This is a genomic window from Sphingomonas sp. LR59 (genome assembly GCF_036855945.1).
In the GTDB taxonomy this organism is placed as follows: Bacteria; Pseudomonadota; Alphaproteobacteria; order Sphingomonadales; family Sphingomonadaceae; genus Sphingomonas.
This window is the reverse complement of record NZ_JASPFL010000001.1, coordinates 1,583,663-1,608,213: the sequence shown is the minus strand read 5'-3', so window position 1 is coordinate 1,608,213 and position 24,551 is coordinate 1,583,663. Positions and strand designations below refer to the sequence as shown.

The window sequence follows — 24,551 nt, the reverse complement described above, 5'->3', positions numbered from 1 at the left end:
ATGATCCAGAAGCAGGGATCAAGAACCTTGCGACGATCGTCTTTCCGGTGAGTGCCGGCGCGATCGCTACAGGCATGGACAGGGATGAGCGGATGACTGCGGCAAAAAATTCACGGGTGAATTCAACGGCGATTTCACGGCGGGCGATGATGATGGGCGCCGCCGCGGTGACGGCCTGGGCGGCGAGTCCCGCACGCGCGCTGCTCCAGCAGGCGAGGGGCGGTACGGCGGCCTTGCCCGCATCGGTCGAGGCGCTGATCGGCCGGATGACGGTGGTCGAAAAGGCCGGCCAGCTGACGCTGATGGCGGCCGCCTGGGCAGGTGGCGCGGCGACGTCGCTCAACCCGGCAGGTGGTTCGTCCAGCTTCGACGGGCAGTTGGCAGAGGTGCGAGGCGGCAAGCTCGGTGGCGTGTTCAACGGCAACGGCGCGGTGATGGCGCAGCGGATGCAGACCGTTGCCATGCGCGAGTCGCGGCTGAAAATCCCGTTGCTGTTCGCGGCGGACGTCATCCATGGGCTGCGGACCGTGTTTCCGGTGCCGCTGGCCGAGGCGGCGAGTTTCGATCCGGAGCTGGCCCGGCGGACCGCGCGCGCGGCCGGGGCCGAGGCTGCTGCGTCGGGGATCGACTGGACCTTCGCGCCGATGGTCGACATCGCCCATGACGCGCGCTGGGGTCGCGGCGTCGAGGGCGCCGGCGAAGACGTGCTACTCGGCCGGATGATGGCTGCCGCCCGAGTGCGCGGGTTCCAGGGCGAACGCGGGCTCGCGGCACCCGATGCGGTCGCGTCGTGCGCGAAGCATTTTGCCGCCTATGGCGCGGCCGAGGCGGGGCTCGACTACAACTCGGTCGACATCTCCGAACGCACTCTCCGCGAAACGTATTTCCCGCCGTTCCAGTCGGCCTTTGCGGCAGGCTCGCCGACCGTCATGGCGTCGTTCAACGAGATCAACGGCGTCCCCGCCACCGCCAATCCCTGGCTGCTCACCGACGTGCTGCGCCGCGAATGGGGTTTCGGCGGGCTCGTCGTCTCGGACTATACCGGCGACGAGGAGCTGATCGCGCACGGCTTTGCCGCCGACGCGCGCGAGGCGACCAAGCTCGCCTTCATGGCCGGCGTCGACATGAGCATGCAAAGCGGGTTCTACCTCAAACACCTGCCCGATCTGGTCGCGTCGGGCGACGTGCCGATGGCGCGGCTCGACGAGGCCGTCCGCCGCGTGCTCGCGCTGAAGGTGCAACTCGGGCTGTTCGACGACCCGTTCCGCCGGATCGACCCGCGCCGCGAGAAGACCCGCATCCGCACGCGCGAGAGCCTTGCGCTCGCCCGCGAGGCCGGTGCGAAGTCGATCGTCCTGCTCAAGAACGACGGCGACCTCCTGCCATTGCCGCGCGCCGGTAAGCGGATCGCGCTGATCGGTCCGTTCGCGGCAGGCCAGCACGACCTGATCGGCCCCTGGAACGTCTACGGCACCGATGCCGAGGCCGTCGACCTCGCAACTGGCGTCCGCGCGACCGTCGCCGATCCGTCGCTGGTCAGCGTCGCGCTTGGTTCGGGTGTCGACGATCCCTTGGTCGGCGGCATCCCCGCCGCCGTCGCTGCGGCGCAAGCTGCCGATATCGTCGTGCTCGCAATCGGCGAAAGCCAACGCATGTCGGGCGAAGCACAGTCGCGCGTCGACATCGTCATTCCGGCCGCGCAGATGGCGCTGGTCGACGCGGTGGCGGCAACCGGCAAGCCGATCGTCGTCCTACTTCGCAACGGCCGCGCTCTCGCACTCAGTGGTGCCGTGCTCGAGGCCCCCGCGATCCTCGTCACCTGGTTCCTCGGCTCGCAGGACGGCCCCGCGATCGCCGACGTGCTGTTCGGCAAGACCGGGCCGTCCGCGCGCCTCCCGGTCTCGTTCCCGCATGCGACGGGCCAAGAGCCCTATCATTATGATCACAAGAGCACCGGTCGTCCCAACCCGCCGGGGACGCTGACCGAATACAAGGCGCATTACCGCGAGTTCGCCAACGACGCGTTGTTCGCGTTCGGCCACGGCCTGACCTATGGCGCAATCGGCTATGCCGGCCTCGCCCTCGGTACAGCGCAGATGGCGAGTGACGGTGCGCTGACCGTGCGCGCGACGATCACCAACACCGGCACGCGGACTGCCGAGGAAACGGTGCAGCTCTACATCCGCGACGTAGCCGCCAGCGTCACGCGCCCGGTCCGCGAGCTGAAGGCGTTCCGTAAGGTCATGTTGAAGCCCGGCGAGCGTCAGGTCGTGGCGTTCACGTTGCGCAAGGCCGACCTGCTGTTCGTCGGCCGTGATCTCAAACCGACCGTCGAGCCCGGCCGGTTCCAGGTCTGGGTCGCCCCTTCGGCGCAGGCCGAGGGCGTCTTCGGCGAGTTCACGCTCGCCTGACCTGCAACAGCGTATCGCGGCGAAGCGGGATGGCGATCACCGCCACCAGCATCGCCGCGATCAGCGCTGCCGGCCCCGCCAGCATCAGCCACCGGATCGCGTGCAAGCTGTCCGAGCCTTGCGCCGCACCGGCCACGAACCCGTTCGCCTGATAGACCGCACCGATCGCGAACCCAGCGCCCGCCAGCGCGATCTTCTGCACCAGCGCGAAGCTGCCGAACGCCAGCGCCTCGACGCGTTTGCCGCTCTGCGCTTCGCCCCAGTCGACCGCATCGGGCAACAGCGTCCACGCCGCCACCGAGACGCCGACGAACGCTGCCTGCATCGCCAGCAGGAACGCCGCCGTCGCGGTGGTGCCGGGTGCTGCGATCAGCGCGAACCCGGTGGGCAACAGAAGCGCGAACACTCCAGCAACGATCCAGGCGGTCCGCGCACCCCGGGCTCTCGCGACCGCCGTCCAGAGAGGCACCGCCGCCAGGCTGCCGAGCGCCATGCCGGCCAGCGCGTGCGGGCCACCAGGCGCGTCGTGGAGCACATAGCGAAAGAAATAGAGCACCGATTGGCTGGTCAGCGCGGTCGCGGCACCGCCCGCTGCCGCTGCGATATTGAGCGCGACGAACGCGCGATTGCGAACCAGTGCGCCAAGCCCGGACAGGATCCGGGGATGGTCGGATGTCGAAACGGGCGGTGTCGGTTCGGGAACGCGCCAGGCGATGACGATCAGCACCGGCACGCCCAGCATTGCGAGCAGCGCAGTCGCGGCGGCGTAGGTGCCGGTACCTCGGACCAGCCACGGCAGGGCCAAGGCGACCAAAACGCCGGCCGCTGCGCCGAACCCCATCCGCAGACCTGCCACCAACGAGCGCTCCCTGCTGGTCGGCGCGACCCGCGTCGTCCACGCGGCATAGGGTATGTTGGTGAAGGCATAGAGCGTGCGGAACACGACCTGTGTCGCCAGCGCCCAGGCGGCTGCACCAGCCGGGACCGCGAACATCGCTACGAATGCCAGCCCGAGCGGCAGCGCACCCCATCCGACTAGCCGACGATAGGAAAGCCGCATCCGCTCCGCTGCCGCGCCGGCGGCGAAATCCGCGATCCCGTCCCAGATCGCGCCGATCATGAAAACGATACCCGCGGTCGCCGGCGGCAACGCCAGCACGTCGATGTAGTAGAATAGCAGATATAGACTGATCGCCTGCCAGTAGAGATTGAACGCGAAGTCCCCGGCACTGAACACTACCAGCGTGCCGCGCACGGACGACGATCTGCGACGTCGGATCATAGGGTCACGCGGTAGAAACGGCATTTCACGCAGGATCGCACGCAGTTGGACCGGCGGCGTCGGCCTAGGAGAATAACAACCGGGGCAACGCGATCTGCGAGTATCGCGAGGGGCGGTGGGGAAGCGACATCATGCCGCGTCTTCGCGGCTCGTTTGCCTTGGCGCAACGGCTGACCGCGTCACTAAAGACTGGCATCGCAAAACACTGCCCTGTAAACAAAGGCATGCAGGCACATTCCGCGTTGAAACTTCTCGTCGTAGCGCTGGGTGCTCTGCCGTCGATCGCCACCGCGGGGGGCCGGTGCTCGCGGCCGGACGATGGGACGTCACGTCCACCGTGGCCGACATCGCCATACCCGGAGCACCGGGCTTCATCTTGCGGATGATGCGCGGCAAATCGAAGGCCGAGCATAAGCGACTACCGCGGGCGCAAGGCGTCGAGGCGTTGTTGGTCCCCGATCCAAAGGCGGGGTGCAGGGTCGATAGTCAGCGCATTGCGGATGGCCGCTATGCACAGGCGCTCACCTGTCCGCAGAAGCGCGGCGAGCCAATGCAGATTGCGCGCGCCGGCACATACGACGGCAATGGCTTTGTCGGGCAGGCGACGGTCACGGGTACGACCCCCAAGGGTGCGATGCGGATCGTGCTGAACCAGCGCGCGGCGCGGATCGGCAACTAGGCTCAAACGCGACATTTTCGGCCGGATGGATCATCCCGCGATCGGTCCTGTATCAAGTTCAAAGTAGAGTTCTTCCGCAGCAAAATCGCTGTGCGTGCAGAAGGACGTCGCAATGAGCCTCGAATACTCCCCGATCGTGTCGGCCGACCCGGATGAATCGTCTTATCAAGCCATCGAAACGCGGCCAACACCCGCGCCACGCCGACTTTTCGAGGCCGCCGATCTGGAAACGCAATTCGACCCCGCGAGCAATACCCTGTGGACCTATATGCGGCAGCGCGGCCGGCCCAGTTTCAATCCGGGGCTGCTGGCCGAATTCCGGCAATGGCAGGATGATATCCGCAGCGCGCAGTCATCCGGTGCGATGCCGATCCGCTATGTCGTACTCGGATCGCGTTTTCCCGGCGTCTTCTCGCTGGGTGGCGATCTCGACCTGTTCGCGGCACACATCCGCAACGGCGACCGCGGCGCACTGGTCCGGTACGGTCGGGCCTGTGTCGAGATCCTGCATCGCAACATGCGGAGCCTGGACCTGCCGATCATCACGATTGGCTTGGTCGAAGGCGATGCGCTGGGTGGCGGTTTTGAAGCCCTGTTGTCGTTCAACGTCGTCATTGCCGAGCGCGGGACGCAGTTCGGGCTGCCGGAAACCAATTTCGGTTTGTTTCCCGGGATGGGCGCGCACTGCTTCCTGTCGCGCAGGCTTGGTGCCGCACGCGCGGAGCATATGATCCTCAGCGGGCGGTCCTACAGTGCCGAAGAGCTGTACGATCTCGGTATCGTCCATGCTCTGGCGGACCCCGGCAAGGGACGCGCCGAAGTCGAGAGCTACATCCGCCAGAACCGACGTCGTCACAGCGGGCATTGCGCCATTTACGAGGCCTCGCGCTCGGTCAATCCACTGCCCTTGGCTGAACTGGAGGCGGTCGTCGACCTCTGGGCGGATGCGGCGTTGCGGCTCAGCGACGCGGATCTGAAATTGATGCGCCGGTTGGTCGGCGCACAAACCAGATTGCTGGAGAAGGCGGCGGCATGATCGCCGCGTTCATGATCGACCCTGTGCCTTGATGTCTTCACCGGCGAGCATGGTCGCGACCATGCTCGCCGGCATTGGCCGCGCCAGCAGGAAACCCTGCACCGCATCGCAGCGAGTCCGGCGCAACTGATCCAATTGGGCCTGCGTCTCGATCCCTTCGGCGACCGTCCGCATCCCGAGCTTTGCCGCCAGGTCGATTACGGTCTGGACAATCGCGACCGATGCCGGGCTTTGCTCGAGATCGGCAATGAACGATCGATCGATCTTCAACGTCTGGAAGGGAAATTTCGTCAGGTAGCTGAGCGAGGAATAGCCGGTGCCGAAGTCGTCGAGCGTCGTGCGAACATGGAGGCGGTTAATCGCGTCGAGTGCGGCCAACGACGCTTCGATGTCGTCGAGCAGGACCGACTCGGTGACTTCGAGTTCGAGCCGTTCCGCGGCGAGGTTGCTCGAGGCCAATGCACTCATGATGACCATCGGCAAATTGGCCGATCGCAACTGGATCGGCGACAGATTGACGGCGATCTTGACCTCGACCGGCCATGCGCTCGCGGTACGACATGCCTCGCGGATGACCCAACTGCCGATCGGCACGATCAGGCCGTTGTCTTCGGCGATGGGAATGAACTCGGCCGGCGAGATTGGACCATGACGGCGGTTGGTCCAGCGCAGCAGCGTTTCGCAAGACAGCACGCGTTGTCCCGCGAGATCGAATATCGGCTGGAACATCAGGTGGAACTCGCCGCGCTCCAACGCACCCTGCATTTCGCTGGCGAGATCGCGGCTACGCTCGATCTTTTCATCCATCAACGGTTCGTAGAAACACATTTGTCCACGCCCGCTGTCCTTGGCACGATAGAGAGCGAGATCGGCATTCTTCAACAGCGTATCCGCGTCGGTTCCGTCGACGGGTGCGATCGCGATGCCCAGCGAGGCACCGACATGCAGCAGGCGCCCGTCATGGTGAACCGCCTGCTCGACCAGTTCGATGATCGTCCGGCCGATCGTCGTCGCGGCAGTCCGGTTCTCAACCTCGCAAACGACTGCGAACTCGTCACCGCCCAGTCTCGCAACGATACCGGTGCTGCCAAACGCATCGTTCAGCCGGTGCGCGACCCCTGCAAGCAGCGCATTGCCCGCAAGATGTCCGAACGAATCGTTGATTTCCTTGAAGCGATCGAGATCGATCCAGTGGATCGTCAGCCATCGGTCCGCGCCGGAAAGTGCCCGCAACCGCGCCTCGAATTGTTCCCGGAACGCCGTTCGATTGGCGACCCCGGTGAGATCGTCGCGACGCGCAACCGCGGCATGGTACTCGGCCAGCGCGGCTTTTTCGCGAGAGACGGTGGTCGCCTTCAGGATCACGCCGTACGTCTGGAGGGTGATGTCCATCATCGCGACGACGAACAGCACGATCACGACCGCGAGCGCGACCTTCAGCGGATCGAACGAGACAATCAGACCTACCGCAAGCGGCAGGGACGCGAAGCATAGCTGGGACAGGGCAATCCAGGGGCGGCCGGCGTTACGTCCTGCGATCCCGGCCGCGTATCCGATCGTCGTCGTGACCGCGAGCAATTGCAGAACCGCGTCGTGCGTATTCACAAGCGTCAAAAGCCCGAACACGCCAAGCAAGCCCGAATAACACAACGCACCGAACCGGTAGAGCATCTCCTGGCGGTCGGTCTGCATCCCCGCTAGCACGCCCTTCCGTTTGGATCGCGGCCATATCCCGATCGCATCGAACACCCTTACGCCGGCGACGAACGCAATCGCGACGGCGCACAGGATCATCGATCGGTTGCCGCTGACGAGTGCGACGATGGTCATGACGCCGCTGGATGTCAGCGCACCGATCACGAGCGACTGCGGGGACGCATAAAGCGATCCCACAAGGGTCTCGCGCACCGAGGCGGCGATCGCATGGTCGGAGTGCCTGAGCTGTCTCAGGCGTGATATCAGGCCGCTCATCCACGCTGCCATGAACGGCATAAGTGTAAAAGCAACGAACAAAACCCTTCAACGCGGCCAAACTGCATGATATTTTCGATCGACCGCCTTCAGGGTTCATGAACGCGCCCGCGGTTAGCAAACGGCCAAGGTGGATCTTACCAATCCAATTTGCGCGGGCGCCAAGTGAAGGCGATCCGGCATCGAGAGCGTCAGCGGCCTGCCCGTTCACCTCGCCGCTAGCGGTCGGTCTCTGTGACAAAATCGAGCGCATCGGCGGGCCCCACTTTCTGTTCGCCGGAGAACAGCTGATCGAGCCGCGCATCGATCTCGCTGCGGTGATCGCGCGAGGCGAGACGGCGATAGGGTCCGATTGCGAGTTCGTCGCCGATCGCTGCCTTGATCCGCGTAAGTGCGGCTTCGGTCAGCACGTCGGCCTGCCTGAGTTCGATGCACAATTGGATCAAGCCGACCGCGGTCGCCTGCGCGCGCAAGCCGACGTTCGTCACGTCGTGATGCAGCCGTTTCTGCTTCTCGTAGGTGTTCGTCACTGCCGTCTCCCTGAGGGTAGCTGAGTGGATCTTCTACGACGGATCGTATCGGTCTCGACCAACGCCGCGCAACATCCTGATTATCATACGCATTCGATCAAGAGCGCAATGCCCTGACCGACGCCGATGCACTTGAATGCCATCGCATAACGGCCGCCGGTGCGGTGCAGCTCCTCGACCGCGCTCATCGTGATCCGCGCGCCCGACATGCCGAGCGGGTGGCCGAGCGCGATCGCGCCGCCGTTGCGGTTGACGCGGGGGTCGTCGAACGGATCGATATCGAGGTCGCGCAGCGTCGCGATCGCCTGGCTGGCGAACGCTTCGTTAAGTTCGATCACGTCGAGCGTGATGCCGCCGATCCGCATCAGCTTGCGCGCCGAGGTCGCGATTATACAGGTTGTTTACGGTAATCAGCGTGTTGCGGTAATACATCGCACCGGTCTGCCAGCTGAGCTTTGAATCGTTCGGCGTGCTGTGGATCCGCAACTCATGCGTGACGAACTTGTCGTCGGGCATCAGGATGGTCTGGTCGGCGTTGAACACCGTACCGCGCGCCACGATCGTCGCGTTCTGATACCAAGTGCGGACCGCAGGAATGTGGTTGATCTCGACCGGATCCAGGTCGAGTTTGAAGTTCGCCCAATATTGACGAAAATGGTTCTTGCCAGTGCCGATGTCCTGCGGAGTGTAGATGAAGTCGGTTGGAGAGTTGCCTCGCCGGATCGAGACGACGTTGCCACCGTAGCGGCAGCGCCGCCGACTACGCCGGGGACGTCCTCGAGGATGTTCTTAAGTTCGTAGCGACCCTAGCGAAGCATCTCCGCGTCCGGACGCACGGTGATCGCCGCCGCGGTCTTCTGCGCGGTGTTGAACCGGCGCTCCGCCGTGACGATGATGTCCTGCGATGCGGAGGCGTCGACGGGCGCCTGGCCGGGTGTCGATGGGGGCACTGCCTGAGCGGGGCTGCCGAGGCGGGAGCCGCTTCGTCCTGCGGGTTCGCCGTGGAAGGCGGGGCAGGGGGAGACCGTCCTGCGCCATAGCCGGCGTGGCAGCGGCCATGGCAGCGGACGCAGCAATATGGCTGATGGGTGCTGAGCGCGATGCGTCCGGAAACTGCTGCAGGCCGAGCGGGGAAGCGATTATCGTGCGGTATCGATCGAGTACGCCCCGGGGGGGCAAGGCGGGGAAACTATAGCGTCACGTGCTTCGACAAGCATGACGAGCAGATGGGGGCGCTACTGAAAGCGCGGTCGCCGGTGAGGCGGGAGGCGACCCGTCGAAGGTTGGCACAGCGTATGCCATTTCGTCCCGCCGCGTCGCAACGCCAACAGGGAATAAGAGGGTGATTTTAAAGGAAGGCCAGATTGCCAGCCAGCGTTACCCTAATAGATCAGTGAAAAAGCTGGTGACCCCTACGAGAGGGGTCCAAGGGTAGCAAAAATGGCGGAAAACCGTCATCTTCTGTACCCATTGCGGGGGTCTCTGTACCCATGTTCTGTACCCACCGGCGGGCATTTCCGCCTGATTTCATGATGCTACGTGAGCGCAGATGCGGGCAATCGTCAACCGATTTTCGCGAGCGAACATCACGGCCAGACGCCTCCGAGTGCACTCGCCATAACCGGGCATTATGGTAACTACGGCGGTGTGCTACGAAGGCGGAATGCAGGGCAAATCAGACCAGAGGGCGAGCGCTACGTGAGCGAGATCGTCGTCCACCGCACCGACGGGGAGGGGCTTCCGGTCCGGGCACGGCGCGCGCTGGTCGAGCCGATCGATGCCCGCGTTACCCGGTTGCTGGGTCTTGCGCTGCCGGCTGATGCCGGCCCCGTCAGCGAGATCGGTTTCGCGGCGCAGCTCGGCGCTATGGCCGCGGCGAGCAAGTCGGCGCTGGCGTCGGACCTGGCCTGTTATCTGTGCTGGTGTGAGGACATCCGTGTCGCCCCGCTGCCCGCCGAGCCCGAAAACCTGGTCCGCTACATTGCCATGCTCGAGACGCGCGGCGCCAAGCCCGCGACGGTCGCCCGGCGGGTTGCCAGTCTTGCCACCGCACATGGGCTGTCAGGGATGCAGGAGAGGGGCATGCGCCCACCAGCCACGTCATGGTCCGTGCGGCGCTCAAGGGCCTCCGCCGGCGTCGTGGCGCTGCTCAGCGTCAGGCTGCCCCGTTGCGCTTCGGAGCCTCGCTAGATCCCCATACCAAGGGGTTCACGCTTACTGCCTTGCTCGGCGCCTGTAGCGGCGATCTGCAGGGCTTGCGCGACGCAGCGCTGCTCTCACTCGGCTATGATGCGGGGCTGCGCGTCAGCGAGCTTGTCGCCGTCACCGTCGCGCATATCGATCCGCACAGCGATGGCTCGGCGCTCCTGTTCATTCCATTATCCAAGACCGATCAGGAAGGGCAGGGGGCCTGGGGCTGGCTGTCCGCGGACACTATGCGCCGGGTCGGCGCCTGGCTGGTAGCGAGTGCGATTACCGAGGGGCCGGTCTTCCGCCGCGTTGGGGTCGATCGGCGTCGGCTGCGCGCCGCGGTTCCGCCGATGGCGTACGAGGCGATCCCGGGCCACACGCGGCACTGGCAGGAGAAGCTCAAGGGCAAGAAGGCCGAACCGGCCCGGACGGTTTACACCGTCGGGACGGTCTCGCTTAGTCGTCAGGGCGTTAACGGGATCTACCGGCGCGTGGCATTGAGTGCCTTCGATCAGGGGCTGGTCGAGATGCCGATCGCGAAGGTTGAGGAGGCGGCGAGGGCGCTATCAAGCCACTCGCTGAGAGTAGGGCTGACGCAAGATCTGTTTGCGGCCGGCGAGGACGGCGTTGGCATTGCACAGGCGCTGCGATGGTCTTCACCGTCGACCGCGCTACGCTATGGGCGCAAGCTTGCAGCCAGGAGCAATGTCGCAGCGCGCGTATTGTCTCGCATCAGAGCTTGAACTTGCGAAACCGATCCAGCCTATTTGGGTGTCGGGTTGAGTTCGCGATGTATGGGCACACTGTATTCGTCGTCGAGTCTCGCGACCAATCCGCTGACCGTTGATCTAGAAAATAGGTGATCGCCAATCAGATGTTGGCCAATTATCTTAATATATTCAAAATGGGCTGAGTTAAAACCGCCACGGGCAGTATTAGAGTCGTTATCGACTATCGCATTAAAGATATCTAAACCAGCGATTTGATAGGTTCCCACTCCATGAGCCTTTCGGAAAATTCCCAGTATCAAGGAGACAATGATACAGTAAGTGTCCTGCTTCATCTTCAGAATGCTATTCTGAAGATGATTGCCAAGGGCGCTGGGCTCGCACCAACGTGTACCACGCTGTGCGCGGAAGTAGAGCGGATTCTCCCTGACGTAATCTGTTCGGTTTTAACGGTCGATGTGGCAGGCCTGCTTCATCCGCTGGCCGGCCCGAGCCTTCCGGAAGCATATTCCCAAGCTTTGGATGGCCTGTCCGTCGGCCCGTTAGCCGGCTCCTGCGGCACTGCGGCGTATCTGAAAACAGATATTACGGTCGTTGATATCGAAACCGATGCCCGCTGGGCCCGGTTCAAAGACCTCGCACTTCCCCACGGGCTGCGCGCCTGCTGGTCCAGTCCGATATGTGATGCAGACGGTCGCGCGATCGCAACTTTTGCTTTCTACTATCACAGCGCCCGCGGACCGACGGCCTTTGAGCGCGAGGTGGTGGCTAACTGCGTTAACCTCACGCAAATCGCTATCGAGCGACATGAGCGTGTCCTCGAGCACCAACGACGGGCTTTTACCGACGCCTTGACCGGTTGCCCCAATCGGGCCGCTTACCATGCCGCACTTTCCAAACTCGAAGGCGCTGCGGTGGGCAGTTGGGCACTGTTCGTGTTGGATCTCGATAATCTCAAGGTCGTGAATGACACGTTCGGGCATCATGCGGGTGACGAGCTTCTTCAGATCGCCAGCGACAGGATCTCAGCAGCAGTCAGCCCCGGGCGAACGTTTCGCGTCGGTGGCGACGAGGTCGCTGTCATTCTCCAGGCTCCTGAAGCGCTTTGTAACCTGGAGAAAATCGCTGATGAGGTTCTAGGCGCGCTTTCGGTTGCTGCCGACTGCGGCGGGCATAGCATCGTCCCCCGCGCTACTATCGGAGGCGCTACGGTCTCATCGGATGACGCCGGGGTGGGGATTGTGCGGCAAAATGCCGACTTTGCCCTCTACCACGCCAAGGAGACCGGTCGTGGCGGCTTCGTACGATACTGGGCAGGGCTGCGCTCGAACATGACGCGGCGTATGGGTGCGATCAGGGACCTCAGCGCGGCTTTGCGAGAGGACCGGATCGAGGCGCACTATCAGCCGATCTTTCGACTCGACACGCGGGAGATCGTAGGGCTGGAAGCGCTTTGCCGCATGCGCATCGGCGACAATCTGGTCTCGGCTGCCTCCTTTCATGAGGCGACTGCCGACGCGCAGGTTGCGACCTCGCTCACTGCCAGGATGATGACCCTGGTAGCGGCTGACCTACGTCGATGGCTGGATTTGGGTATTCCCTTTCAACACGTTGGCATCAACGTCTCGTCTGCGGATTTGAGTGGCGGGGCCGTCGGGCAGGTTCTGGCCGCGGCGCTCGAACGCGAGCGGGTCCCTCTCGATCACGTCATCCTCGAGGTAACCGAGACGGTGTACATGGGACGTGGCGACCAAGCGATACAGCAAGCGATCAGGGCATTACGCGCTGACGGTATACGGGTCGCGCTGGACGATTTCGGAACGGGTTTCGCATCGCTGACGCACCTGCTCACCGTTCCCGTCGATGTCATCAAGATCGACAAACTGTTCGTTGACCACCTCGAACCCGACGGCGTCAGCGTGACCATCGTTGAAGGCCTTATCCGTATCGCGAAAAAGATGGGCATCAGGATCGTCGCCGAGGGGATCGAAACCCAAGAACAAGTCGAGCAGCTTCGCGCGATCGGCTGTGCGATAGGGCAGGGGTACATATTCTCACCCGCAGTCAATCGCGAGACGACGACCGCCCTTCTCCTCGGGCATGCGCAGGGCATCGCGCGACCGCAGATTGCGACGCGATCAGGCGTGCGCTGATTTTGGATCGACGCCGAAAGAGGGACTCCAGCATTACGCGAGCCAACTACCTATAATCTCCTCGAACGTATGGATGAAGACGGGGTCCCGATCGGCGCTGATCGGGACCCATGCACGGTAAGCTTCGACCTAGATACAACAGCGTGGTTAAACCCTCCCGGTGGTCCGCTTTGGGCGCCAATCCACATGGGTCGGTGTTCTACCAAGCTCTAGGCTCAGCTCCGGTCCGTGCTGCTACCGCTGCTTCTATCTCATTCAGGTCAGCTTGCGAAACCACGCCCGCCGTCAGCATCTTACGCATGAGTTCGTCGACGAGCGCCGCAAGAAAATGGATCTCGGCGCGTTCAGAAGGAGTATCTTCGCCCTGAGCATTCACGTCCATATCGCATGTCCTTTTAATCATTCGAAACTTGAATCCGCACAAACGAAAACCTGCCGTGTCGTTTATAGGCTTGCCTATGAACGTTTCTCAAACCGGTCATACCGTAACGCGGCCGTCCTTGAACGATCAGCAGCGGAGCTGTCTTCGCTACCTCGTGTCCGAGAACGTCATTTACGATCGGCAGAAGCATGGGATGTAATGGCCAGTCAGGGTGAACTAACCGAGCGCCTGGCGCAGGCGAACGCGGAGAACCGCTTAAAAGAACCGTACCAGCGACGACCTTCAACCGAGAATACGTAAATCAGCCCAGGGAGCCTTACGGAACAGACAGCGGCCCTGGCAACTGCCGAGGAAACCATGTCAGGAGGGCGTCGGAGAGGGCTGCGGCGACAACAGAGGGATCGCCCATTCGTGTGCCGCTAGCGCGCACCGTGGTCGCCTGCCCCGTCCATACGACGTGATTGTCGCGGCGCAGCGATACCGTCACCTTGAGACGGGTTACGATCAGTCCGCGCAATTGATCCTTTCCCGAAGGCAAAGTCAGCGACAGGCCTCCAAGGCCCGCTGCCATGCCTGGCCGGTCTGATCGATCGTTGCCGGACCTGACGACGCCGCGCTGTGTCTGCGATACCTCAACCTTGGCAATGTAAAGGCTGTGGTTCGGGTCGGGCAGGGGCAGGAATGGTGTTCGAAGGAGGGTTCGCTGAACGGCGTCCGTGAACGTTCTCATGATAGCGGGAGACGTAGTCGGACTATCAGCAGCCACGATCGCTATCGTGCCAGGTCTTACCGCGGTGGTGGCAACCGGCGATTGCATCATGGCTGCTGCCGCAGCGAGAGGAAGTACGTACATCCAACAAGGTCCGATGCTTTAAGAGGCTTTTTGATATAGCTCGGCACGTCGGAGGCATGTGATTTCCCGTCTCAGCCGCGGTCTTTCGCCTCGGTTCGATTACAGAAGATCTTCGATCCTGAACGGCATCTCGCGCAGCCGCTTACCCGTCGCATGGTGAATGGCATTGGCAATGGCGCCGGCACAGCCCGTCATGGCAACTTCGCCAAGCCCCTTTGCGCCAAGAGCATTGATCAGAGGATCTGGTCGATCGATAAAGCCGACGTCTATCGACCCGATGTCGGCATTCACAGGCACGACATAGTCGGCAAGATCGTTGTTCAGCCACCCGCCATAGCGCGGATCGACTTCGGTCGCTTCGCGGAGCGCCGCACCAATGCCCCAGATCACGCCGCCCCGAACCTGACTCTCGGCCGTGCGAGGCGAGATCACCCGCCCGCAATCGGCAATGCTGACGACGCGTGGCACGCGGACGCGGCGCGTACCCGGTTCGACATGAACTTCAACGAAGTGGGCAATGTAGCTGTAGGTCGTGAAGGTCGAGTAATCCGGCCCGACCAGCGCCATGCCGCCCTTGCGCAGTTTCGCCAGATCCTTCGGACCCTGGTCGACAGCAACATGCTCGACCTCGACCTGAAGCGAGGGACGCCGCACGGTCGCAAGCTGTCGGTGAAGATTGCCCGCCACCTGACGCCCCGCCAACAGCTCGGCCATGGCAGCGTTCAACTTGGCAGCCGCCTCTGCCGCTGCCGGCACGACACTCGCGGTGCCCCAGGATCCCGCCGTCGTGTGCTGAGGCGCTACACTGGTGTCGCCGATCGCGATCTCCAGTTTCAAAGGATCGATCGCCAGTTCGCGTACGAGAACCTGTTCGATGGTCGAGCGGATGCCCTGGCCCATCTCATGCCCTGCAGCCGCAAACCGCGTCGTGCCGTCTGCGTTCACGCGCAGAGTGACGATGTTGGGATGGGCGGAGCCCGGATAGGCGCCCGATGCCACGCCCCAGCCGACCTGCGTGCCGTCGGGCAGCGTCATCGATCCAGGCTGGAGACTACGCCGTTCCCACCCAAAACGACGGGCGCCCTCCGTCAGGCATTCCGATAGATAGCAGGACGAGAGTTTCTGGCCGTGGATCGGATCGGTCGTGGCGCGGTGGCGCAGTCGGAAGGCGACCGGATCGACGCCGAGCTTGAGGGCAAGTTCGTCCACCGCGCTTTCGAAGGCAAAGCACGACGGATGCGGTGTCGGCGACCGCATATAACCTGGCGCCTGCGTATCGATCCGCAGATTGGCGGCGGTCCCGTGGTAATTCTCGATGCCGTACAGCATGGGTACGGACTCGTGGTAGTCGGGCGGAAACTGGCCTTCGCGCGATTGCTGCTGATCGGCGTCGTAGCGCACCGCGATCATCTTGCCGCTGGCATCCGCACCGATCTCGATCCGGTGACGGTTCTTCGGCCGGAAGGTTGCGTTATGGAAAATCTGCCCGCGCGGCAGGACAAGTTTGACCGGTCGGCCGAGCAGCATCGCGGCGCGGGCAACCAGGGCGGTCTGGCGCTGTGCCCCGCCACGCTGGCCGAAGCCCCCTCCGATCTGTGGGCTCTTTACCGTCACCTGCTCGGGCGTAAGGCGCATGTTGCGCATTACGGCACCCTTTGTGTTGCTGCTGCTCTGCGTGCTTTCGTAGATGGTGAGTTGCCCGTTCTCCCATACGGCCGTCGTCGACAGCATCTCGATCGGGTTATGGTGCTGCGGCGGTGAGATATAGTCCGCCTTGTGCCGGGTTACCGCGCGCGCCATCGCCTGCGTCGCATCGCCCGCTGTCACCGGTTTGACGGCTTCGCGCACCATCCCCGGCTGCTCGATGAGCGAGGTGAACGCGGGCGCTGTTGTGTAGGTCGGACGAATGGCCTCGGCGCCCTCGATCGCGGCCTCGAGCGTCTCGGCAACGACAAGTGCGACCGGCTGGCCGCGATAGGCAATGTCGGCCGTGAGCGTCGCAGGCGGGGGCGGTGCGCCAGGGGTCGCAGGAGGGGCGGCAGAAAGTCGGTCGCGGTCAGCACGCGAACAACGCCCGGCACCTGCATCGCTGCATCGACCGACAGCGCGGCAATACGCCCCTTTGCGATCGTTGCCGGGACCTGCATGGCGTACAGCAGTCCAGCGACCTGATGGTCGGCTCCATAGCGCGCAGCGCCCATCACCTTCTCGCGGGCATCGGCACGGGGACGGTTGGGGAAGGGGGCGGTCATGACCGGTTCCTCGCTGCGGCAATAGTCAGGGCGTCGGCAACGGTCCGCGCGCCGAGTTCGATCTTGAAGCCGTTCTGCTTGCTAGCTTTGGCATCGGCGAAGGCGGCGTGCCCTGCCGCCAGTGCTGTCTTCGGGGTCAGAGGCTTACCAGCCAGCAGCGCCTCCGCCGCGGTCGCCCGCCATGGTTTGGTCGCCACGCCGCCAAGTGCGATCCGGGCGCGCGTCACGGTGTCACCAGCCATGTCTAACGCGACCGCTGCCGAGGCGAGCGCGAAGGCGTAGCTCTCCCGGTCACGAATCTTGTGATACGTCGAATGCCGGCCTGCCTTCGTCTTTGGCACGACGATCGCCGTGATCAACTCGCCTGGCTGCAGCGTGAACTCGAGGTTCGGCGTGCTGCCCGGTAGACGATAGAGTTCGGCAATCGGGATCGCGCGGCTACCGCTGGCGCCCAGCACTTCGACATAGGCGTCGAGCGCGACGAGCGCGACGGGCCAATCTCCGGGGAGACGGCGGTGCATGACGAACTCTGGCCCAGCACAGCCTGACCGCGGTCGAGTCCACCGATTGCCGCGCAACCCGAGCCCGGCTCCCGCTTGTTGCAGGGGTAGGTGTTGCCGACCGACGTTCCGCCCGCACCGTTTCGGAAATAGAGACAGCGGGTCCGCTGGAGCAGGTTACCGCCGACCGTCGCCATATTGCGCAGTTGCTGCGAGGCAGCCTTCCACAACGCCTCGGCAAGGACAGGATAATCGCGCAGGACGACCTTGTCGGTCGCGACCGCGCTCATCGGTGCTAGCGCCTCGAAGCGTAGCCGCTCGCCTCCTGTTTCGATTCCGTCGAGCCCTTGGATCGCAGTGACGTCGATAAGATGCTGAGGCTTCTCGATGTCGAGCTTCATCAGGTCATAGAGCGAGGTGCCGCCAGCGATGTAACGCGCACCGGCTCCCGCGGCTGTGAAGGCCTGGACTGCCGCTACGGCGCTTTCGGGTCGTGCATAGGTGAAGGGACGCATCAGCTCTTCTCCCTTCCCGCAAACTGCTCGATCGCCGCGACGATGCCGACATAGGCGCCGCAGCGGCATATGTTGCCGCTCATATATTCGCGAATGCGATCCTTTGACGTGGCGTTGCCTTCGCGCACGCACGCGACTGCCGCCATGATCTGTCCCGGCGTACAATAGCCGCATTGCAGCGCGTCGTGATCGATGAAGGCCTGCTGCATCGGATGCAGCGTCTCGCCATAGGCAAGCCCTTCGATCGTTGTCACGGCACGTTCGTCGACCTTGGCTGCTAGCGTGAGGCAGGATGCTACGCGCCGACCGTCGACGTGAACGGTACATGCGCCGCACTGGCCATGGTCGCAGCCCTTCTTGGCGCCAGTCAGATGCAGTTGCTCACGCAGGAGATCGAGCAGCGATGTCCGCACATCGATCTCTACCGGTACCGCCTTGCCGTTGACTGTCGTCCGGATCGCCAACCGGGTGCCGACCGGCATGGCGAGCGGTGCCGCGACCGCCTGATCGCTCTCAAAAATAAGGCTAGACGCTGTAAGCGCAGCGGTACCACCGAGCGCGGTGCGCCGTGTCAAAGGCACGCCCAGCAAGTGCTCCATATCAGGCATCAGAAGACTCTCCGGACGGGCATTTGCCGTACCAGACATTCGTAACCGAAACAGACGCTTAGCTAAAGCGCTTAGATCGGTCGTCCTGCGCCTGCTATGATTGCAGCACGTGGCGTCAACGTGCTGCAATCAGGCGATCAGCCCTTCCGTCGAGCAGGGGGTAGTCGTTAGAAGCCGACAAGCAGGTCATTGGTGGCTTCAAACTGCCACCAATGCCTGCGCTCTCGAGCTTTCTACTTTGGCAACGCATACGCGATGACGTGATCGCCGAGCTTTGTGCCGAGTGAGCCATGGCCACCCGCGACTACGACAACAAACTGTCGACCGCTCGCGGTAGAGCGATACGACATCGGCGTTGCCTGACCGCCTGCTGGTAAACGAGCGCGCCACAAGACCTTGCCCGTGCGGGTGTCATAAGCGCGAACGTAGTTGTCGATCGCCGCAGCCATGAACGCAACCCCACTAGCGGTCGTGATTGGTCCACCGAGCGATGGCACGCCCATCTTGAATGGCAGCGGCAGGATCGTCTCGTCGCGGATCGTGCCGTTCTCATGCTCCCAGACCTTCTTGCCCGTGGTCAGATCAATGCCGGCGACATAGCCCCAAGGCGGCGCCTGACACGGCAGGCCGGCAAACGACAGGAACGGGTTCATGTCGACCGCGAACGGCGCGCCTGTGTTGGGATTATAACCCTGCTCCTGAGAGCCGCGCCGATCCGATCCGCCGGACGGCCCGCGTTCGTTGGGTCCGCCACTATCGTCTCGACGTGGCACCAGTCGGTCGACGAACGCTACGTAGTTTGGATGTGCGAATATGACCTGTCGCACCGGGTCGATCGAGATACCGCCCCAGTCCATGACACCGAAGTTTCCTGGGAAGACCAGAGAACCTTTCAGCGAGGGTGGCGTGAACGGCCCGCGATAGTCGAGCGACTTGAAGCGGATCCGACACCAGAGCTGGTCAAGCATTGTCGTGCCCCACATGTCCGTCTCACGCGCCTGCGCTGGCATCAACGATACCGAAGAAAAGGGCTGAGTCGGCGACGTGTGGTCGCCAGGCGCGGCACCGGCTGGCACGGCGCGTTCGGGCGCCGGAAAGATCGGTTTGCCAGTCCGGCGATCAAGCACGAACAGATTGCCAGTCTTGGTCGACTGGACCAGCGCAGGCACTTTGCCGCGGCCAGGCAGTGTCAGGTCAACCAGTGCTGGCTGCGCTGGCACGTCCATGTCCCACAGATCGTGATGGACGGTCTGATAAATCCAGCGCGGTCGGCCAGTCGCGATGTCGAGCGCGAGGACCGAAGTTGCAAATTGCTCGGTGGTAGCAGGACGGTTGCCGCCCCACTGATCGACCGCCCCCATGCCCATCGGCAGGTAGACAAGCCCGAGCGCTTCATCGGCTGCCGGCGTGCTCCAGCTGTTGGGAGATGACGGCGTGTACTGTTTGCCCGTACCCAGTGGCGCAGTGTCGTTGGGGTTGCCGGGATCGAAGTTCCAGACGAGCCGGCCGGACGCCGCATCATAGCCGCGGATTACGCCGGACGGTACCTTGGTCGCGATGTTATCGAACACTGCGCCGCCAGTGATGATGAGCCCCTTTGCAACCAGTGGCGCCGAGGTCACCTGATACCAGCCCTGATTGTAGTGCGGCTGACCTGGCAGCAGGCTGACAGTACCGTTCTGACCAAAGCTGCGACACAACGCACCCGTTCGCGGATCGAGCGCGATCAGCCGGCTGTCATTCGTGGCCAGGATAATGCGCTGGGGGCAGTCGCTGACGCTTGTAGCGCTAGGTACGCCCGCCTTCGTACTATCCCAGTAGGAGACGCCGCGGCACGTTAGGTGCTGCATGTTCTTCTGCGATGTCACGATCTTCGGATCGAAGCGCCAGCGTTCCTTGCCGGTCTCGGCGTCGACCGCGATGACCCAGTTGTGCGGCGTACACAGATACACCGTGTCCCCAACCTTGATCGGCGTCATCTCGTACGTTGTCTCACCGGGGTCGGTGTCGCGTTTCATGTCACCGGTACGCAGTTGCCAGGCGACTTTCAAATTGCCGACATTGGCTGGCGTGATCTGCGTAAGCGGCGAGAATTTGTCGCCGTACCAGCTGCGCGCATAGGCCTGCCAATCGTCATCGGCCACGCCGTGCAGGTTCGCGGCAATCGCGTTGCGCGGCTCCGGTAGACTGCCGTCAAGATTGTGCACATCGCGCGTCAGTGAGACAGCGCCGAACACGATGGCTATGCCTAGTGCCGCAGTCAGCGGACCGGCGCCTCGTGTCCATGGTTCGCTTGGCGTCAGGCGCTTAACCGTCCAAGGGAGGGCCAGCAACGCACCGAAGATGAAGATCAGGTCGCCGCGTGGCACTAGCGGCCACCAATCGGCACCGATCTCTGCCCATGCCCAGATTACCGTGCCGAGCACGAGCGCGGCAAACACGTGTAACGCGAGTACACGCCTGCGCCAAAGCAACACGGCCGTCGCCAACATCGCAAAGCCGGCAACGATGTAGAACAGGCTGCCGCCTAACGTTGCGAGCCACAAACCGCCGACAAGGTTGAGAAGCCCAACGACGCCAATGATAACGGCCAGGATATGAGGCCATCGGGCAGGGTGACGGACATGGGTCATCAGCGGCTCCGCGCGTCATGCCTACCCCACGACAGCGGTATCTAGGGAGGCGGTGCAGCAGGCACCGTAGACGTGTCGCGGAGTTTAAAAGGAGACGTCCGGATGAAACTTTTGTCACATTGGCTGGGATCACTTTATAGAACATCTCGCGGTGTCAGGCGGACACCCCAGCGCCTCCGGGACGTTGAGTGCCTATGCATGATGACAAGACAGTTCGTCTGATGCGCTCGCGTTGTCTTCCCGTAGGTGTAAACGCAGCCGCCTTGAGCATCGTCCGATGAGCGCTGATCGTAACCTGGCCGGGCGCCGCGTAGTGATTACCGGCGCTTCGAGTGGTATCGGCGCGGCAACAGCAGTGGCTTTCGCTAAAGCGGGAGCGCGGCTTGTCCTAGGGGCTCGAGGCAAGGACGGGCTGGACGACGTCGCGCTGCGCTGCGTCGAAGCTGGCGGCAGCGCAATCGTCCGACCGGTAGATTGCACCGACGCAGGCGCAGTGGCCGCATTCGCCGCTGAGGCGCGCCATCTGCTCGGTGGCATTGACCTGTGGTTCAGCTGTGAAGGCGTCGGTGTGCTTGGCCGGTACGAAGACGTCCCGATCGCGGATCACGCCCGTGTCGTCGAAGTGAATCTCGTCGCCCACATGAACGACGTCCATGCAGTACTGCCGATCTTTCTCGCGCAGGATCACGGCACCTGGGTAAACATGATTTCGGCGGGCGGTTTTGTCGCCACGCCGTACGCTGCGGCCTACTCGGCGAGTAAGTTCGGGTTACGCGGGTTCAGCTCGGCGTTGCGCGGTGAGGTATCGAAGCGCCCTCATATCCACATATGCGACGTCTGCCCGACCTTCGTCGATACGCCCGGCGTGGACCATGCCGGCAACTATACCGGTGCCCGGCTTTCGCTTCCCCGGTTCGCTCGCACCGGAGACGGTGGCGAAGGCAGTCGTGCGGCTCGCCACGCACCCTCGTAACCTTACCGCCGTCGGCGCGCCGGCAATCGCATTCAAACTTGGCGAGTTCGCGGCGCCGAACCTGCTGGCGGCGATCATGAGCGGCTTCCTCGACACCTGGTCAGCCCGCGCGGCCGACGGCAACGACCGCGATGGGGTGTTGTTCGAACATGGCGTCCCGGCCGGTTCTGATGGTGGCCGACGCGATCCACACCGGGGGCGCAAGGTGGCAGCCGCAGCGGGCGGTATGGCGGTTCTCGGCCTTGCGGGGGTCGGTGTATGGCTGGGCCGTCGCCGGTGATTGAGGACGACCGCTATCTCGCGGTGCGCTTGGGCATACGGCTACGAACGGACGCTGTGGTCGCAAATACCGGCTGGTTTACTTGGCAGGGGTTCACCGCGTGACCGAAGCGATCGAGTTGGGATTGCCGGCGCATGCCTTCGACCGTCAGGATGATGGCGACGATCTTGGCTTCTACGCGCCCCCGCGTTTAGTCACGCACATTGACGAGGCAGCAGTAGGTGCACTGACCAGCCTTTACCGCGATGCGATCCCCGCTGGCGGGCGGGTGCTCGACCTCATGTCGAGCTGGGTCAGCCACCTGCCGGACGACGTCGCCTACGGCGAGGTAGTCGGCCACGGCATGAACGCAGAGGAACTCGCGGCCAATCCGCGCCTCGATCGCTGGTTCGTCCAGAACCTGAACGATGTGCCTGACTTGTCCGAAGAGGACGCGCGCTACGATGCCGTACTGATCTGTGTCGGCGTTCAATATCTGCAACACCCCCTGGCGGTACTGCGCGAGATTCGTCGTGTGCTGAAGCCGGAAGGCCGCGTCATCATAAGCTTCTCGAACCGGTGCTTCCCGACCAAGGCCGTGGCGGTCTGGCGCGCTCTCGACACGCGGGGCCACGCATCGCTTGTCCGCCATTATTTGGAAACAGCAGGGTTCCGCGATGCCACGGCTTCCCTACTCACCGACGGTCGCCTGGGCGATCCATTGGTCGCGATAACCGGTCGCAGTTGAGGCTGTCGGGATCACACCAGCAATGGGGGCGCTGACTTCCCGGTTTAGTGCCGTTGCGCCTGTTTCATGTATGTATCAGGCGCAACGGCAAGCTCGTGGTCAGGCCTCGACGCTGGCGGTTAAGGGTGGCGTCTGCTGATGTTGGACGACCAGCCAATCGTCGTGTCCCCGCATCCGCAAAGTCGAGGTGCAATGTGCCTCGTACTTCTCGTCGCCGCTTGCGCAGCGCGCGGTGTACGCAACGACGATCAGGCCCTCTTGAGGTCGTGACACTCGTCGGTCCGATAGCTCGACCGCATCCCAATCGGGCGTAGCCTTGACCGCATCCTTCGCTTCCTGCCCCTGGAAGACATAAGGCGGGCGGGGCAAGACCATGACGATCTCCTCGTCGATCCGGTTCTGGTAATGCTCGTCGCTGGCATCCCATAGGCTACCTTCGAATTCCCACACTCGCTGGTCGTCCATGCCGTCTCTCCTTCATGGCTATAGCGCGGAAGAATATACGAGGGTTCCGGCGTCCGAGCTTACCTCATAAACGATCGTTTTTGATGCGCCATCATGTGAGAACCGTAGCAGTTGACGCCAGCGTCTCAAAACACTTTCGCGATTGGCCCTTGACATGATAGACGTCAGACATGAGTTCTGAGAATGCTTCATGCTGATCGGCTATGCCCGAGTGTCGACCCCGGAACAGGATCTGACCCCGCAGCTCGAAGCGTTGCGTAGTGCGGGTTGCGAACGAACCTTCTCGGACAAGGCCAGCGGAGCAAAAGCCGACCGCGCAGGGTTAGCCGACGCGCTTTCCCATGCGCGAACCGGCGACATTCTCGTAGTATGGAAGCTCGACCGGCTCGGCCGTACCATGAAAGGACTGATTGACCTCTCGTCCGATCTGGCGACGAGGGGAATCGGGCTGAAATCGATTACAGACGGGATCGATACCGCAGGCACAGCAGGGAAACTCGTTTTCCATATCATGGCAGCGATGGCCGAGATGGAGCGTGACTTGGTTCGTGAGCGCACGACGGCTGCGTTAATCGTCGCCCGGCGTGAGGGCAGGGTAGGTGGCCGGAAGACAGTAATGACACCCAAACGCCTCGAGGCCGCGCGGAAGCTATTATCGTCTGGAATGACTGCCCGCGAAATAGCCCCAACCATCGGCGTCTCGATCGCGACGCTATACCGCCATTTGCCAGCACCAGAACAAGAGGCAATTAGCGCGGAAGAGAATGTCGCTTAGAAGCATGCAGCTGATCTACATGCACGATAAATGGCTGGCTCCCCGTTTCCTAGGAAGCCAGCCTCTATATTATTCCGCTGCTGCTTCTTCGGTCTTGCGCTTGCGCGGAGCCGAAGCGGGCTTGGCGTCTGCCTTGGCTACATTCGTCTGGCCAGGCTTGCGACCGAGCCCAATACTCTTGGCCATCGTGCGACGTGCTTCCGAATAGGTAGGAGCGACCATGGGGTAATCAGCCTTCAGGCCATAACGCTCGCGATACTCCACTGGCGTCATGCCATGAGTCGCGAGGTGACGGCGCAGCGTCTTGTACGGCTTACCATCGATCATGCTGATGATGTAATCGGGGCTGGCAAGCGACTTACGAGCAGTCACTGCCGGGGTGTACTCTTGAGCAGATGCTTCGGGCTCGGCAGCCGTCGAGTTTCCGCCGACCAGCACCGAAACAGTTTCGTACATCTTGTTCAGGAAGGCTGGAACGTCGGCAGCGTTGGTACGCGTGTTGGGATTGGCCAACCAAGCGATTGTCAATTCCGTGGCGAGTTCAACGGGGTTCAGGTCGAGGGTAGCGTCGGACATAGAAGTCTCCATTTCTGGAGGCGCATCTAGGT

At 63.0% G+C, this 24,551-nt stretch carries 20 protein-coding genes and 3 pseudogenes; 9 read left to right on the top strand and 14 right to left on the bottom strand.

Going from position 1 to position 24,551, the window contains the following annotated elements:
• Nucleotides 1-146 precede the first annotated feature (146 nt).
• Complete coding sequence (locus QP164_RS07290; RefSeq protein WP_435368363.1) at nucleotides 147-2,411, top strand: glycoside hydrolase family 3 N-terminal domain-containing protein; 2,265 nt, start codon at nucleotides 147-149, stop codon at nucleotides 2,409-2,411.
• Here the strand turns inward: QP164_RS07290 and QP164_RS07285 are convergent.
• Nucleotides 2,398-3,666 carry an MFS transporter gene (locus QP164_RS07285; protein ID WP_333922715.1) on the bottom strand — a complete coding sequence of 423 codons (1,269 nt, stop codon included), beginning with the start codon at nucleotides 3,664-3,666 and terminating at the stop codon, nucleotides 2,398-2,400. The genes QP164_RS07290 and QP164_RS07285 overlap by 14 nt on opposite strands.
• A gap of 142 nt (nucleotides 3,667-3,808) precedes the next feature.
• Between QP164_RS07285 and QP164_RS19825 the strand changes: the two genes are divergently transcribed.
• Together QP164_RS19825 and QP164_RS07275 are read left to right on the top strand one after the other, a co-directional pair.
• Nucleotides 3,809-4,372: a DUF3617 domain-containing protein gene (locus QP164_RS19825; RefSeq protein ID WP_443027427.1), complete on the top strand. Its 564-nt coding sequence runs from the start codon at nucleotides 3,809-3,811 to the stop codon at nucleotides 4,370-4,372.
• Between the two features lie 136 nt (nucleotides 4,373-4,508).
• The gene (locus QP164_RS07275; protein ID WP_333922713.1) at nucleotides 4,509-5,408 is read left to right on the top strand and encodes a crotonase/enoyl-CoA hydratase family protein; all 900 of its coding nucleotides are present in this window, start codon (nucleotides 4,509-4,511) and stop codon (nucleotides 5,406-5,408) included.
• Between the two features lie 9 nt (nucleotides 5,409-5,417).
• Here QP164_RS07275 and QP164_RS07270 read toward each other — a convergent pair whose 3' ends face one another.
• The 5 genes and pseudogenes from QP164_RS07270 to QP164_RS07250 all read right to left on the bottom strand — a co-directional run bounded on the left by QP164_RS07270 (nucleotide 5,418) and on the right by QP164_RS07250 (nucleotide 8,859).
• Nucleotides 5,418-7,379: a putative bifunctional diguanylate cyclase/phosphodiesterase gene (locus QP164_RS07270; protein WP_333922712.1), complete on the bottom strand. Its 1,962-nt coding sequence runs from the start codon at nucleotides 7,377-7,379 to the stop codon at nucleotides 5,418-5,420.
• Between the two features lie 218 nt (nucleotides 7,380-7,597).
• The gene (locus tag QP164_RS07265) at nucleotides 7,598-7,909 is read right to left on the bottom strand and encodes a hypothetical protein (protein WP_132739737.1); all 312 of its coding nucleotides are present in this window, start codon (nucleotides 7,907-7,909) and stop codon (nucleotides 7,598-7,600) included.
• A gap of 83 nt (nucleotides 7,910-7,992) precedes the next feature.
• A pseudogene (locus QP164_RS07260) lies at nucleotides 7,993-8,289 on the bottom strand (acetyl-CoA C-acyltransferase); the annotation flags it as partial.
• The gene (locus QP164_RS07255; RefSeq protein ID WP_333922711.1) at nucleotides 8,234-8,467 is read right to left on the bottom strand and encodes a hypothetical protein; all 234 of its coding nucleotides are present in this window, start codon (nucleotides 8,465-8,467) and stop codon (nucleotides 8,234-8,236) included. The gene QP164_RS07255 and the pseudogene QP164_RS07260, both read right to left, overlap by 56 nt.
• Before the next feature lie 248 nt (nucleotides 8,468-8,715).
• The gene (locus QP164_RS07250) at nucleotides 8,716-8,859 is read right to left on the bottom strand and encodes a hypothetical protein (protein ID WP_333922710.1); all 144 of its coding nucleotides are present in this window, start codon (nucleotides 8,857-8,859) and stop codon (nucleotides 8,716-8,718) included.
• A 748-nt stretch (nucleotides 8,860-9,607) separates the two neighbouring features.
• Between QP164_RS07250 and QP164_RS07245 the strand changes: the two are divergent.
• Nucleotides 9,608-10,842 (top strand): annotated as a pseudogene (locus tag QP164_RS07245) (integrase).
• 257 nt (nucleotides 10,843-11,099) lie between these two features.
• Nucleotides 11,100-12,980, top strand: coding sequence for a putative bifunctional diguanylate cyclase/phosphodiesterase (locus QP164_RS07240; protein ID WP_333922709.1), 1,881 nt, complete (start codon nucleotides 11,100-11,102; stop codon nucleotides 12,978-12,980).
• Nucleotides 12,981-13,179: 199 nt separating this feature from the next.
• On the opposite strand, the gene QP164_RS07235 is transcribed toward QP164_RS07240, so the two are convergent.
• The 6 genes and pseudogenes from QP164_RS07235 to QP164_RS07210 all read right to left on the bottom strand — a co-directional run bounded on the left by QP164_RS07235 (nucleotide 13,180) and on the right by QP164_RS07210 (nucleotide 20,723).
• Complete coding sequence (locus QP164_RS07235) at nucleotides 13,180-13,362, bottom strand: hypothetical protein (protein ID WP_333922708.1); 183 nt, start codon at nucleotides 13,360-13,362, stop codon at nucleotides 13,180-13,182.
• Between the two features lie 316 nt (nucleotides 13,363-13,678).
• The gene (locus tag QP164_RS07230) at nucleotides 13,679-14,092 is read right to left on the bottom strand and encodes a hypothetical protein (RefSeq protein ID WP_333922707.1); all 414 of its coding nucleotides are present in this window, start codon (nucleotides 14,090-14,092) and stop codon (nucleotides 13,679-13,681) included.
• A gap of 222 nt (nucleotides 14,093-14,314) precedes the next feature.
• Nucleotides 14,315-16,066 carry a xanthine dehydrogenase family protein molybdopterin-binding subunit gene (locus QP164_RS07225; protein ID WP_333922706.1) on the bottom strand — a complete coding sequence of 584 codons (1,752 nt, stop codon included), beginning with the start codon at nucleotides 16,064-16,066 and terminating at the stop codon, nucleotides 14,315-14,317.
• 397 nt (nucleotides 16,067-16,463) lie between these two features.
• Nucleotides 16,464-17,482: pseudogene (locus QP164_RS07220) on the bottom strand (FAD binding domain-containing protein).
• Nucleotides 17,482-18,129, bottom strand: coding sequence for a (2Fe-2S)-binding protein (locus QP164_RS07215; protein WP_333922705.1), 648 nt, complete (start codon nucleotides 18,127-18,129; stop codon nucleotides 17,482-17,484). The pseudogene QP164_RS07220 and the gene QP164_RS07215 overlap by 1 nt, the downstream one beginning before the upstream one ends.
• Nucleotides 18,130-18,323: 194 nt before the next feature.
• Complete coding sequence (locus tag QP164_RS07210) at nucleotides 18,324-20,723, bottom strand: membrane-bound PQQ-dependent dehydrogenase, glucose/quinate/shikimate family (protein WP_333922703.1); 2,400 nt, start codon at nucleotides 20,721-20,723, stop codon at nucleotides 18,324-18,326.
• A 277-nt stretch (nucleotides 20,724-21,000) separates the two neighbouring features.
• On the opposite strand from QP164_RS07210, the gene QP164_RS07205 reads away from it, so the two are divergent.
• The 3 genes from QP164_RS07205 (at nucleotide 21,001) to QP164_RS07195 (ending at nucleotide 22,703) form a co-directional block, all read left to right on the top strand.
• Nucleotides 21,001-21,696 (top strand): SDR family NAD(P)-dependent oxidoreductase, encoded by a 696-nt coding sequence (locus QP164_RS07205; protein WP_333922701.1) that lies wholly within the window; start codon nucleotides 21,001-21,003, stop codon nucleotides 21,694-21,696.
• The gene (locus tag QP164_RS07200) at nucleotides 21,596-21,976 is read left to right on the top strand and encodes a hypothetical protein (protein WP_333924312.1); all 381 of its coding nucleotides are present in this window, start codon (nucleotides 21,596-21,598) and stop codon (nucleotides 21,974-21,976) included. Before QP164_RS07205 ends, QP164_RS07200 begins: the two co-directional genes overlap by 101 nt.
• 100 nt (nucleotides 21,977-22,076) lie before the next feature.
• On the top strand, nucleotides 22,077-22,703 hold the full coding sequence (locus QP164_RS07195; protein WP_333922700.1) for a class I SAM-dependent methyltransferase: 627 nt from the start codon (nucleotides 22,077-22,079) through the stop codon (nucleotides 22,701-22,703).
• A gap of 99 nt (nucleotides 22,704-22,802) precedes the next feature.
• On the opposite strand, the gene QP164_RS07190 is transcribed toward QP164_RS07195, so the two are convergent.
• Complete coding sequence (locus QP164_RS07190) at nucleotides 22,803-23,168, bottom strand: DUF4440 domain-containing protein (RefSeq protein ID WP_277982729.1); 366 nt, start codon at nucleotides 23,166-23,168, stop codon at nucleotides 22,803-22,805.
• A 190-nt stretch (nucleotides 23,169-23,358) separates the two neighbouring features.
• On the opposite strand from QP164_RS07190, the gene QP164_RS07185 reads away from it, so the two are divergent.
• Nucleotides 23,359-23,943: a recombinase family protein gene (locus QP164_RS07185; protein ID WP_333922699.1), complete on the top strand. Its 585-nt coding sequence runs from the start codon at nucleotides 23,359-23,361 to the stop codon at nucleotides 23,941-23,943.
• Between the two features lie 69 nt (nucleotides 23,944-24,012).
• Here QP164_RS07185 and QP164_RS07180 read toward each other — a convergent pair whose 3' ends face one another.
• Nucleotides 24,013-24,519: a MucR family transcriptional regulator gene (locus QP164_RS07180; protein ID WP_333922698.1), complete on the bottom strand. Its 507-nt coding sequence runs from the start codon at nucleotides 24,517-24,519 to the stop codon at nucleotides 24,013-24,015.
• Between the last annotated feature and the right edge of the window lie 32 nt (nucleotides 24,520-24,551).